Source organism: Neisseria weaveri, assembly GCF_900638685.1.
GTDB lineage: Bacteria > Pseudomonadota > Gammaproteobacteria > Burkholderiales > Neisseriaceae > Neisseria > Neisseria weaveri.
In genome coordinates this window covers 731,865-743,814 of record NZ_LR134533.1, presented here as the reverse complement: position 1 = coordinate 743,814, position 11,950 = coordinate 731,865, and the positions used below count along the sequence as shown (strand labels likewise).

Genomic DNA, 11,950 nt, shown 5'->3' with positions numbered 1-11,950 from the left:
CCTCTTGCTATGCCTGTATCAATGAAAGATTACAGTTTGGCCAAACGGGCGGTATCGATGGCGATCATGCGTTCTTCGTTGGTCGGTACCACCAATACTGCCGGGGTTTTGCCTTTCGGGCTGATGAAACCGGCTTTGCCGAAGCGTACGTCTTGGTTGGCCGCTTCGTCGATTTCCAAGCCCATTGAGCGCAGACGGGCAACGGTTTTGCTGCGGACGAGGTCGGAGTTTTCGCCGATGCCGCCGGTAAACACCAAAGCGTCGATGCCGCCGGTGGCAATGCTCATGGCGGCGATGTATTTGGCTAAGCGGTAAGTCATCACTTCCAATGCCAATTTCGCACCTTCGTGGCCTTCGGCAGCGGCTTCCTGCAACGTGCGGCAGTCGTTAGACAAACCCGAAATGCCCAACAGGCCCGATTTTTTGTTCAGCAAGTCGTTGACTTGTTTGATGTCCATGCCTGCGTTTTCCGCCAGGAACGGATAGGCACTGGCATCAACGTCGCCGCTTCGCGTACCCATCACCAAGCCTTCCAACGGCGTGATGCCCATGCTGGTGTCGACGGATTGACCGTTTTTCACTGCGCAAACCGATGCGCCGTTGCCCAAGTGGGCGATGACCATCGAGCAGTTGTTGACATCTTTGCCCAACAGTTCGGCAGCGGTCGGTGCTACATAACGGAAGCTGGTGCCGTGGAAGCCGTAACGGCGGAAACCGTATTTTTTATACAGCTCTTGCGGTACGGCATAGGTATAAGCGTATTCGGGCAGGGTTTGGTGGAAAGCAGTGTCGAACACGCAAACGTTCGGCAGGTCGGGGAAGACTTCCTGAGCGGCGCGGATACCGATCAGGTTGGCCGGATTGTGCAGCGGTGCCAACGGGATACATTCTTCCAAAGCGGCGATAACATTGTCGTCCACCAAAACGGAAGAATTGTATTTTTCACCGGCGTGTACCGCGCGGTGGCCGATGGCTTTGATCATGGTGTGCAGGTCGTGGGCTTTCAATTCGTCGAGCAAAGCCTGTACCACGCTCTTATGGTCGTTGTTTTCGCCCATTTCGATCTGGTGTTTTTCGCCGTCGGATTTGCCGACGAACCAAGAGCGGCGGTCGATAGGCTGAACATGCGGATGTTCGAAATATTTAAAGGTAACGAAAGCATCGTTGGATGTCAGTTTTTCAGCCAGACAGCTTAAGATCAACTCGCCGCTGGCGTGATCGATCAAGGCTGCTTTCAGAGAAGAGCTGCCGCAGTTTAAAACCAGAATCAATTGATTAGACATTACTATTTCTCCTTGTGGTACATGGTTTTTGTTGTGGATAGACCGTCTGATTCTACAACATGAATGCCCGTTTCGGGCAAGCTGCGCAGTGTCCGGCCTGTTCCGTTTTTGCTTGTCGGAAGCATTAAACAGCAGAACGTTTCCGTCAGGCCGTCTGAAAAAAAAACGGTCTGACGGAGACGGAAGATCAGAAGCAGTCTTCGGGAACGCGCACCCAACCTTCCATGATGATGCGCGCGCTGCGGCTCATCACGGCTTTTTTCGCCGTCCATTGGCCGTTTTCCAATACGGCGGCCGCACCGACGCGCAATGTTCCGGAAGGATGGCCGAAGCGCACGGCTTCGCGTTCTCCGCCGCCGGCGGCCAAATTCACCAATGTGCCGGGAACGGCCGCGGCGGTTGCGATGGCTACGGAAGCCGTACCCATCATGGCGTGGTGCAGTTTACCCATAGACAGTGCGCGTACCAAAAGATCGATATCGTCCGCTTTGACTTCTTTGCCGCTGGAAGAAACGTAATCTTGCGGCGGTGCGACAAAAGCGACTTTAGGTGTGTGTTGGCGGATGGCCGCTTCGCCCAAATCTTGAATCAGACCCATTTTCAGTGCGCCGTATGCACGGATTTTTTCAAAAAATTCCAGTTTTTCGGTGCTGTTGTTGATGTCGTCTTGCAGCTCTTTGCCGGTGTAACCGATGTCGGCGGCGTTGACGAATACAGTCGGAATTCCGGCGTTGATTAATGTGGCTTGCAGTTTGCCGACGCCGGGAACGTCCAGCTCGTCAACCAAGTTTCCGGTCGGGAACATGCTGCCTTCACCGTCGGCCGGATCAAGAAATTCGATTTGCACTTCTGCAGCCGGGAAGGTTACGCCGTCCAGCTCGAAATCGCCGGTTTCCTGAACTTCGCCGTTTTTCATGGGAACGTGGGCAATGATGGTTTTGCTGATGTTTTTTTGCCAGATATAAACGGTGCAGATGCCGTCTGAAGGAATTTTGCCCGGATAGACCAAGCCGTTGCTGATGGCGAATGCGCCGACGGCGGCGGTGAGGTTGCCGCAGTTGCCGCTCCAGTCGACAAACGGTTTGTCGATGGACACCTGTCCGAACAGATAGTCGACGTCATGGCCTTCTTTGCTGCTTTTATCGAGAATAACGGCTTTACTGGTGGAAGAGCTGGCGTTGCCCAAACCGTCGATCTGTTTGCCGTAGGGATCGGGGCTGCCTAAAACGCGCAATAAGATTTTGTCGCGTGCTTCGCCGGGATTTTGCGCCGCTTCGGGCAGGTCGCTGCGTTTGAAAAAGACACCTTTGGACGTGCCGCCACGGTAGTAGACTGCAGGAATTTTAATCTGCATGGGGTTATTCTCCTTGAATTTATTGTTTTACCGGCGCAACCGCTGTCGGTTGGCTGTCGATTATTTGTACACCGATTCTAAAGAAAAACATAGCGGAACAAAAGCCTTTTTATCGTGATAAAAGCGGTAAATATTTATTTTTCATGAATGCTTGTGATTGGAAGCGCGGAAAAAGACAGAGGCCGTCTGAAAATTATGGTGATTTTTCAGACGGCCTCTGTCGGTCGTGATGGAAACAGTTTAAGCGGAACGGCGGTTGCTCAGCAAAATGCCGCCGAAAATCGCCAGAATACCGATAAAGTGGTAAAGGTGGAATGCTTCGCCCAACAGCGTTACCGCCAGCAGCGTGCCGAATACCGGCATCAGATGGATGCTTAATCCGGCACGCACCGCTCCTACACGTGCGATGGCTGCCGTGTAACACAAATACGCCACCACCGAAGGAAACACGCCTACATACGCAAATCCCAGCAGCGCGTCCGTATTCCAATTCACCTGCGCTCCGCCTGCACGTTCCCATAACCACAAAGGCAGCAGCACCGGCAAACCCAGCATGATTTGTACTGCCGTCAGCCCCGTACGGTTGATTTCAGACGGCATATGCCGCATCCACAAAGTATAAAACGCCCAGCAGACCACCGCTGCAAACACCCACAAATCGCCCGAGTTAAACCGCAACGCCCACAAGTTTTCCAAATCGCCGCGCAGGATAATCGCCAGCACGCCGCACAATGACAGCAATAAACCCGATACCTGAAAACGGTTTAGCGTTTGTCCGTAAAATACCGCACCGATCAGCATAATCAATACGGGAATACACGAATTGAGCAAGAGCGCATTGGTGCTTGTCGTATTGTGCAGCCCCGTATAAACCAACGTGTTGAACGCCGCCACGCCTGTCAGCGCCGTACCGATAACCGGCTTGGCATGCCGGCGGTAGAGATTTTTGTCCCGCCGCATTGCCGCCCAGGCAAACGGCAGCAGAATCAGCAGCGAAATCACCCAACGTCCGAACGAAAGCGTAAACGGCGGAATATCGTTGCGCACCATTCTCGCAACAATCACATTGCCCGCCCAGAGCAGCGGCGGCGTAATCAGGAAAGGCAGGTTTTTGAATAAGGACGGGCTAGGAGACATGGTGTCGTACCGGCGGATAAATAAACGCATCATAACAAGGCACGAACCATCATTCCATGATTTTGTGGGCGGAAAACAGCGATTCTGCCTGCTGTTTTACGGTATGTTTCGGATTGGGCGGTAAAGTTTGCAGTTGAGATCATTCGGAAAACCGGGGCCGTCTGAAAATATTGTATTTTTCAGACGGCCCCGGCAGTTGGTTTTAGCGATGAAAGACAAACCGACAACAGCGAAAAGAAAACAGTAGGCACAGTCTGCCGCCATTAATGTCTAAATGAATGTTATAGTATAACAATTCTATTTAATTTCAAAGACTTAGGAATGAAAATCATTTGACTTTCATCCAACATCAGGCGCATACTTATTTCATGATTATCAATCAAGACGAAGCCGGTTTCACGTCTGACATCAAACCGGCGCGTCTTTCATCCGTCCACCCCAATCAGGAGAAGCATCATGAAAATGAAAGCAGCAGTGGTCACCCCCGACAGCAACGGTAACGTAGAAATTATCGAACGCGAAATCCGCCCTCTTGAAAACGGCGAAGCATTGGTAGAAGTAGAATATTGCGGCGTGTGCCATACCGACTTGCACGTTGCCGCCGGCGATTACGGCCAGAAACCCGGCCGCGTACTCGGCCACGAAGGTATCGGCATCGTAACCGAAACCGCTCCCGGCGTAACCCGTCTCAAAAAAGGCGACCGCGTCAGCATCGCTTGGCTGTATAAAAGCTGCGGTTCGTGCGAATACTGCAATACCGGCCGCGAAACCCTTTGCCGCACCGTATTAAACGCCGGCTACACTGCCGACGGCGGCATGGCCACGCACTGTATCGTAGATGCCGATTATGCCGTTAAAGTACCCGACGGCTTAGACCCCGCCCAAGCCAGCAGCATTACCTGCGCAGGCGTAACCACTTATAAAGGCATCAAAGTTTCCGGCGTCCGCCCCGGACAATGGATTGCCGTTTACGGCGCCGGCGGTTTGGGCAATTTGGGTGTGCAATACGCTAAAAAAGTGTTCGGCGCACATGTGATCGCCATCGACATCAACGACGACAAACTGGCTTTGGCAAAAGAAGTGGGCGCAGACATCGTGATTAACGCCGCCAAAGAAGACGCAGCCAAAGTGATACAGGAAAAAGTCGGAGGCGCACATGCCGCAGTCGTTACCGCCGTTTCCCGTGCGGCCTTCAACTCTTCCGTAGACTGCGTGCGCGCTGGCGGGCGCGTCGTAGCCATAGGTTTGCCGCCCGAAACCATGGATTTATCCATCCCCCGCATCGTGTTGGACGGCATCGAAATCGTCGGCTCGCTGGTAGGCACGCGTAAAGACTTGGAAGAAGCATTCCAATTCGGCGCGGAAGGCATTGTCGTTCCTGTCGTACAAACCCGTACGCTCGACGAAACCAACGACATTTTCCAAGAAATGCGCGACGGTAAAATCCAAGGCCGTATGGTTATCGACATGAAGAAAAGCTGCGGCTGCACGCATCACTAAACGCCTGTATTTGATTTAACCGGCAATACACCATGCCTGCCCGAACGGATACTCGGACAGGCATGGTTTTTTCCGAATGGCCGTCTGAAAATTAAGGCCGTCTGAAATTTTCAGACGGCCTGTGTGTTGAAAAAGCCGATGTTTAAGCAGCTTTTGCAGCTTCTTCCTCGGTGTTTTTTTCTTCCGCCGGGTTCAGACACATGGTTTGTAGGATTTCCTGTATGCCCCAACCGATACGGCCGGCATAGTTGGTGTCGTTCATCAGGGAAGAGGTTTCCCAGCCGCTGATTTCGTTGTTGCGCAGTTTTTCCATAATGCGTGCGCGGAAGGTTTCCAGAGAATCGATATGCTTGGTCAGCAGGGCGGATTGCTCTTTCCATTCTTCCGAACATCCTTTCAGCTCGGACATTTTGCGGAACAGCTGCAGGCTGCGGAACAGGTGGCGGCGCAAACGCATATAGTCTTGATAAACGGGAGACTCGGGCTCTTGCAGATAACGCTGCATGTTTTTCTGCAAATGTTTGCTTTCTTTGATGATGTCGATCATATTCAGTGCGGCGGTATGCACGGCAGCCAATTGTTGCTGCTGCATTTCGCCGTCGATGTCGATTTTACTGGTAAAGTCCAAAATCTGGCTGTACAGAGGTTTGATTTGTTGTTCGTACAGTTTTTGCGCGTCCAATTCCAAAGGCAGGGTAGGCGGCGGCAGTTTTTTGCCGTCATCCGCGCTGCCGCTATAAAGCTCGTGGGCAGGGATAAAGAGAACGTGACAGATCACTTCCAAGCCCAATGCGTTTAAGTGGCGGACTTCTTGAGTCAGCGCGCGCAAAGCGGTGTCGCCGGATCGCAGCATATTGCTGTGGAGATGGCGCGGCGTTACAACGGCGTCGGAAACGGCCAACAGCTCGGCTTCCTGTTTTTCCGGCAGCCAGCTGATAAGACGGTCGGCAAGACGGTCCTGCAGTTTCCAGAATGTGGCCAGGCCGAGTAAGTTGAATAAGGTGTGGAACAGTGCCAGTTGCAGCAGTTGGCTCATGCCCGTCAGCCCGGCCAATCCGGTTACGGCTTTTGTCAGCGGTATCCATAAGATCAAAGACAGTACGGCTGTTACCGTATTGAACACCAAATGCGCCAGAGCCAAACGTTGACCGTTGCGGTTGCTGCCCAACATGCCGACAAAAGCAGTCGAAGCGCTGCTGCCGACGTTGGAGCCGATGGCGATGGCAAAACCCTGAGCCAAGCTGATTTGACCGCCGGCCAATGCGGCCAAAGTCAGAATCAGCGTAGCGTGTGAAGACTGGAGCACAATGGTCAGCAGCAGACCGATACCGCAGAAAATCGCGATTTCGGTGATACCGCCCGAACGGAACGAAGCGAAATCCATGGTGCCGCCGAAAGCCTGGAAACCTTCTTTAATCGCGTCAATACCGATAAAAATCAAGGCAATTCCGACTAAAACCCGTCCGACGGCTTTGGTTTTGTTGTTGAAAAAGCTCGCCAAAATACCGAAAACCACAACCGGTATGGCAATCGGACTCAAGCTGATGCTTTGTCCCGCCAGAGCCAGCAGCCAGATGCCGCTGGTCGCACCGAGGTTGGTGCCGAGAATAATGGCGATACCGCCTGCCAAAGTAATCAAACCCGTGCTTAAAAAAGCGATGGTCAATAAAGAAACCAAAGTACTGGATTGGAGGATAAACGTCGCTCCGATACCGAACAGCAGGCCTTTGCCGGAAGAAGCCGTACTTTTAGCTATCAATTTCTCCAATGTGCCGCCGGCCGTATTATGCAAGCCTTCCTCAATACATTGCATACCGAATAAAAACAGGGCCAAACCGTAGCAGAGTTTCAGCCATGAAGGGCTGTACCAAAAACTATAAGCCAATGCAGCCAACAACAAGCCGATCAGAATAGATCTTATTTTTATCGTTTTCATAACTTACATTCGCAAAAAGCAAAAGATGTTGAATAATGAAAGAATTGTCATGTTATTGTAACAAAATTATCGTGCTTGTTTGTGATGAAAAACAAAGATGGAGAATGCAGGTCGGACAGGCTCTAAAATAAGGTTTGTTTTAGCCTCGATAAAACCTTATTGAACTTCAAGCCTCTTATCAAATTAGATATAATGAAAAACTTTCAGCAGCCCCAAGAGAACAGGCCGTCTGAAACGACAACGATAAAAGAAAGCTGCGCTAACTATGCCTTGGAACATCCCTATTTTCCTTACGTGGATCCGAGTCTTATTGATTCCGGTATTTACAGTATTGTTTTATCTGCCCGAAAACTGGCTTGACCCGCAAACCGTCAATTGGGCGGCCGCTTTTATTTTTGCGTTGGCAGCCATAACAGACTGGTTCGACGGCTTTTTGGCACGTTTGTGGAAACAAACCTCCGATTTCGGTGCCTTTTTGGATCCGGTAGCCGACAAACTTATGGTGGCCGTAGCGTTGCTGCTTTTGGTCAGTTTGAATCGGACTTATGTTATTTTTGCCATCATTATCATCGGTCGTGAAATCACCATCTCCGCTTTGCGTGAGTGGATGGCGCAGATGGGCAAAAGAGGAAGCGTGGCCGTTGCCACAATCGGCAAATTCAAAACTGCGGCGCAAATGGTCGCCATTTTCCTATTGCTCGCCGGATTGCACGATTTTTACGGAGTGAATCTGATTTATTTAGGTAACATATTGATGTTTATAGCATCTGTTTTAACCATTTGGTCTATGTTTTATTATCTGAAAATGGCTTGGAAAGAATTTAAAGAATAATTTTTTACAAAAGACTTGACATAAAAAAAACAGGGATTATAATGGCGTTCTCTTGCTGATGCAGCAAAGCAAGAAAAACAAATTTAAGCGGGAATAGCTCAGTTGGTAGAGCGCAACCTTGCCAAGGTTGAGGTCGCGAGTTCGAGACTCGTTTCCCGCTCCACAGTTTACCGAATCAAATGTAATTTCAATGCGGGAATAGCTCAGTTGGTAGAGCGCAACCTTGCCAAGGTTGAGGTCGCGAGTTCGAGACTCGTTTCCCGCTCCAAAAAACACATTTGACCTATGCGGGAATAGCTCAGTTGGTAGAGCGCAACCTTGCCAAGGTTGAGGTCGCGAGTTCGAGACTCGTTTCCCGCTCCAAACACCAAGCCGTTTACACCATTTAAGTGGCTTGTTACGCCTTAAGGCGGGATAGCAAAGTGGTTATGCAGCGGCCTGCAAAGCCGTCTACGCCGGTTCGATTCCGACTCCCGCCTCCAAATTAATTTAATAATATCCCATGGCGGGGTGGCAGAGTGTTTATGCCATAAGAGGTGCAACTCTTATGTAGGCCGGTTAAAATCCGCGCCCCCGCCTCCAAGTTTTTTATCTTTTGTCCGTTTGTGGATTGAAGGTAAAAGCCCGGGTGGTGAAATAGGTAGACACAACGGACTTAAAATCCGTCGACCCTAAACAGGTCGTGCCGGTTCGATTCCGGCTCCGGGCACCATAACCATCATGATTTTCCTAAGAAAATTATCTTCTCGTATCAAATAATCCTCGAACAAAAAACATTTCGGTTAAAGTTACTGTGACAAATTTGTGTCGTCATTTTGCGAATGTCTCACCAAATCAGACAGTATCTTAGCATGTGACTGCAAATGCTCCGATGACAGGTGAGCATAGCGTTGAACCATAGATAGTGTTTGCCATCCACCCATCTCTTGTAACACCCTCAATGGCACTCCGCGTTGAACTAACCAACTTGCCCATGTGTGTCTCAAATCGTGCCATGTGAAATCTGTTATGTTGGCCAACTCAAGACTTTTCTTCCAGTACCTACTATTTATACCAACAATAGGATTTCCACGTTTGTTTACGAAAACGTACTCGGAATGTTTTCCTATCTGCCGCTTTAAAACCTCAATTGCGGCATCATTCAAAACAACACCCAAAGCTTTTCCAGCTTTCACCTCATCAGGATGGCACCAAGCAACTTTACGATCTAAATCTATTTGGTCCCACTTAAGATTTAAAACATTGCTTTGTCTTAAACCAGTATTGAGACTAAATATAATCAAATCAGCAAAGTATCGTGGTTTTGCCACCCCTATCAGCCTTTGAGCTTCAGCAGGCTTTAACCAGCGTACTCGTCCTGCATTCTCCTTATATTTTTCAATGAATGGTGCTTTGTCTATCCATTTCCATTTTTTTGCAGCTGCATTCAAAATAGAAATGATAAGAGATAAATAGCGGTTCTTCGTGCTGTCTTTGCATTTCAGATTGCCTACCACATTCATCACGAACTCGTTATCAATGTGATGCAAATAAACGCCTCTGAATTGTGTCAGCATTCGTATTTTTGACTTATCGTCATCTATACTTCTTTTTGCTGCCTTTTCTTTAAGCCACTTTAAAGCGGCTTCATCCCATAAACGCTTAGGCTTTTCGCCAAGTTGAGAAACCCGCCAAGCATCATGCTTGAGTTTATCTCTCAGTTCTTCGGCTGATTTTTTGTCTTTTGTGCGAGCAGAGCGTCTAACTCTTTTTCCGCTGGGTGTTGTAAAGTCAATGTACCAAACGCCGTTCCCACGGCGATATAATCCTTCATTTTTAAGCATTTTTCTTCACTCCTATTAGCAAGTGAAGCCTGCAATTGCTCATTCTCTTGATTAGAAAGGAATGCGTCAAGTGCACGCTGTGTAATGCAATATTTTCGTCCTGGTTTTGAGGCATTCAGACGGCCTTCACGGATATGCTCTCGAATCGTTTCGGGATGGCATTTGCAATACGCAGCAGCCTCTTCAACATCATATGTATTCATAGCTGTTCACTCATATACTGTTTCATACACCGTGTACGTTGCTGTTTTCAGAAATTCGGCCAGTTTTCCAATGGCAAGATGCCGTTTGATTTTTGGCTCCAGTATTAAAAAATCATTGCTCGTAATGTAAAAAAACAGGCAGTAAAATCTGCCTGTTTCTGTTTGTACCGGCAACAGCCGGTAGTGCGGGTAGTTGTTTTCCGGCGGAGTAAAGCCTGGCGGGACTTTTATAGTTCGGATTACCGGAGTAGCTTCGCTTAACATAAATACGCCTTCATAAAAAGTAAGGAAAGACTTTAGATATTCATAAATCAACGTTTGAACGGTCATTTTTTCCGTCGGATGCTTTTGAATAAATTGCAAGCCAAGAACCTAACACCATAAATGCAAAAATTCCGCCTACTAACAACATCTTAAATGTTTCACTGCCCCAATCTGATTCTCCATTTGCAATGCTTAAAACACTGTCTAATAAAACAATAGTAAAAACGACGCCTGCCAATAACATAACAAGGATTATAGAGACTCTCATACTTTACTCCCTATACCAATAATGTTTATTTAAGATTCAAAACTACTAAAAGAAGTAGTAATCCTATACCCCATGCGGCAGAAACAAGCATCAACAGCTTTTTCAGACGGTCTATAAAGGCTGTATTAGCTTTCTCTACATCCCGAATAACACGTTCAGAAACCGACGCATAAACACGATCTTCAGTTTCTTTTATCCTATTGTTGGCTTGCTGTGCCAGCTCAACCAAAAGCTGCTCGCGGTAGGTTTCAAGTTTTGTGGCGGCTGCCGTGATGTTTTCGGCATGGGCAGCAATAGCTTCGGTGTATTGCTCTTGATGAGATGAAAGCTCGGCGAAAGCTTTATCAAACATCTGCTGTTGCATAAGAAGAACCGCCATTACCGGATCATCTTTGGAAATACGAAGACCTGTAAGGCGGAATACTTCAGATATGATGTGGTCAGTTTCACTACTCATCGGCCGCACCGTTTTGCTGATTCACCCAAATGGGAAGATTTTTTAGTTGAGCGAATAAGTCGCGTTTTACAGTACGCAAGCGTTGGCGTGGCATGATGCCCCAATCGGACGATGCCTCAATTTCAGAAAAGGTTAGATTTGCTGAAGTCATAGCCTGAATATCTTTTTCGTAAGTATCAGGATTACGATGTGCGACTTTAATAATTCCAATAATCTTAGACTTATTGTCTTTATAAACCGAAAAATCAGTAAATACCTTGTTATCGGAAGATTTAATAGCACCGTTATATTCATTCAACCAAACAACAACATCTGCATCTATGGCATTGATGGTTTGAGATAAACCTACAACGCAATCTTCCAATGCTTGCCCGCCCATAATCGGCACATGGAGAATCAGACGCACACCGTTTTCTTTCAGTAATTCGTCCACATGGTTCTCAGCCATATAACTCATTAGAGGTACAAACGTTGCAGCCCCGTTGTCCACTACTGCAATGCCATCAGTTTCAATTAGCTTTTCAATCAAACCATCAAACATACGGGTATCAATAGTATTGTCTGCTGTAAGGATGTTAATGATTTCAGGTTTCAGTGAAGCATACCTGCTAAAAGTTTGGTTTACCGGGTCGGTATCGAAGCAAACAACTGGAACCTCATTTTTTGCTTCAGCAGCCAAATATTGGGCAATAATCATGGCTGTAAACGATTTACCAACTCCACCCTTGCCCTGGACAATCAAATGTGCTTCTTTCATTTTATTTCCTTTTTAAAACGGCCTATCGACCAATCTTTTTACACATTAAAAAACGCCTTAAATCAGGCGCGCTTTAGTCTGTAAAAAGACCGGCGGAGAATGCTAACTCCGCCGGTTGAAGTTGCTCCGGTAGGAC

The 11,950-nt window shown here is 48.3% G+C and carries 13 protein-coding genes and 5 tRNA genes; 8 read left to right on the top strand and 10 right to left on the bottom strand.

From position 1 onward, the window contains the following. Positions 1-29: 29 nt before the first annotated feature. From EL309_RS03705 to EL309_RS03695, 3 genes are all read right to left on the bottom strand, one after another. Entirely contained in the window at positions 30-1,283 is a 1,254-nt protein-coding gene (locus EL309_RS03705) for an acetate kinase (RefSeq protein WP_004282687.1), read from the bottom strand. Between the two features lie 187 nt (positions 1,284-1,470). Then, positions 1,471-2,637 (bottom strand): 2-methylaconitate cis-trans isomerase PrpF, encoded by a 1,167-nt coding sequence (prpF, locus tag EL309_RS03700; RefSeq protein WP_004282688.1) that lies wholly within the window; start codon positions 2,635-2,637, stop codon positions 1,471-1,473. A gap of 240 nt (positions 2,638-2,877) precedes the next feature. Then, positions 2,878-3,774: a DMT family transporter gene (locus EL309_RS03695; RefSeq protein ID WP_231987911.1), complete on the bottom strand. Its 897-nt coding sequence runs from the start codon at positions 3,772-3,774 to the stop codon at positions 2,878-2,880. Positions 3,775-4,106: 332 nt separating this feature from the next. Between EL309_RS03695 and EL309_RS10660 the strand changes: the two genes are divergently transcribed. Next, complete coding sequence (locus tag EL309_RS10660) at positions 4,107-4,274, top strand: hypothetical protein (RefSeq protein WP_159068481.1); 168 nt, start codon at positions 4,107-4,109, stop codon at positions 4,272-4,274. Then, the gene (gene adhP / locus EL309_RS03690) at positions 4,231-5,274 is read left to right on the top strand and encodes an alcohol dehydrogenase AdhP (RefSeq protein WP_004282692.1); all 1,044 of its coding nucleotides are present in this window, start codon (positions 4,231-4,233) and stop codon (positions 5,272-5,274) included. The genes EL309_RS10660 and adhP overlap by 44 nt, the downstream gene beginning before the upstream one ends. Positions 5,275-5,416: 142 nt before the next feature. On the opposite strand, the gene EL309_RS03685 is transcribed toward adhP, so the two are convergent. After that, positions 5,417-7,210 carry a Na/Pi cotransporter family protein gene (locus tag EL309_RS03685; RefSeq protein WP_004282693.1) on the bottom strand — a complete coding sequence of 598 codons (1,794 nt, stop codon included), beginning with the start codon at positions 7,208-7,210 and terminating at the stop codon, positions 5,417-5,419. Positions 7,211-7,475: 265 nt separating this feature from the next. Here EL309_RS03685 and pgsA point away from each other — a divergent pair, with 265 nt between their 5' ends. The 6 genes from pgsA to EL309_RS03655 all read left to right on the top strand — a co-directional run bounded on the left by pgsA (position 7,476) and on the right by EL309_RS03655 (position 8,754). Next, positions 7,476-8,042, top strand: a complete 567-nt coding sequence (pgsA, locus tag EL309_RS03680) for a CDP-diacylglycerol--glycerol-3-phosphate 3-phosphatidyltransferase (RefSeq protein WP_036494621.1) — start codon at positions 7,476-7,478, stop codon at positions 8,040-8,042. Positions 8,043-8,129: 87 nt separating this feature from the next. Beyond that, a tRNA-Gly gene (locus EL309_RS03675) sits at positions 8,130-8,205 on the top strand. Positions 8,206-8,234: 29 nt separating this feature from the next. Next, positions 8,235-8,310: transfer RNA gene (locus tag EL309_RS03670), tRNA-Gly, on the top strand. A gap of 19 nt (positions 8,311-8,329) precedes the next feature. Continuing rightward, positions 8,330-8,405, top strand: a tRNA-Gly gene (locus EL309_RS03665). A 45-nt stretch (positions 8,406-8,450) separates the two neighbouring features. Beyond that, positions 8,451-8,524, top strand: a tRNA-Cys gene (locus EL309_RS03660). Between the two features lie 140 nt (positions 8,525-8,664). After that, a tRNA-Leu gene (locus EL309_RS03655) sits at positions 8,665-8,754 on the top strand. Positions 8,755-8,830: 76 nt separating this feature from the next. On the opposite strand, the gene EL309_RS03650 is transcribed toward EL309_RS03655, so the two are convergent. Genes EL309_RS03650 through EL309_RS03625 form a run of 6 tightly spaced genes read right to left on the bottom strand, consistent with a single transcriptional unit; the run spans position 8,831 to position 11,814 of the window. Further along, positions 8,831-9,817, bottom strand: a complete 987-nt coding sequence (locus tag EL309_RS03650) for a tyrosine-type recombinase/integrase (RefSeq protein ID WP_081463180.1) — start codon at positions 9,815-9,817, stop codon at positions 8,831-8,833. After that, complete coding sequence (locus EL309_RS03645) at positions 9,739-10,068, bottom strand: helix-turn-helix domain-containing protein (RefSeq protein WP_081463176.1); 330 nt, start codon at positions 10,066-10,068, stop codon at positions 9,739-9,741. The genes EL309_RS03650 and EL309_RS03645 overlap by 79 nt, the downstream gene beginning before the upstream one ends. A 6-nt stretch (positions 10,069-10,074) precedes the next feature. Next, entirely contained in the window at positions 10,075-10,332 is a 258-nt protein-coding gene (locus EL309_RS03640) for a hypothetical protein (protein WP_004282696.1), read from the bottom strand. A gap of 40 nt (positions 10,333-10,372) precedes the next feature. Further along, complete coding sequence (locus EL309_RS03635; protein ID WP_232014433.1) at positions 10,373-10,600, bottom strand: hypothetical protein; 228 nt, start codon at positions 10,598-10,600, stop codon at positions 10,373-10,375. 25 nt (positions 10,601-10,625) lie between these two features. Then, on the bottom strand, positions 10,626-11,057 hold the full coding sequence (locus EL309_RS03630) for a hypothetical protein (RefSeq protein ID WP_231987908.1): 432 nt from the start codon (positions 11,055-11,057) through the stop codon (positions 10,626-10,628). After that, a complete protein-coding gene (locus tag EL309_RS03625; protein ID WP_004282699.1) occupies positions 11,050-11,814 on the bottom strand; it encodes a nucleotide-binding protein in 765 nt (254 codons plus the stop codon). Before EL309_RS03625 ends, EL309_RS03630 begins: the two co-directional genes overlap by 8 nt. Positions 11,815-11,950: the final 136 nt, after the last annotated feature.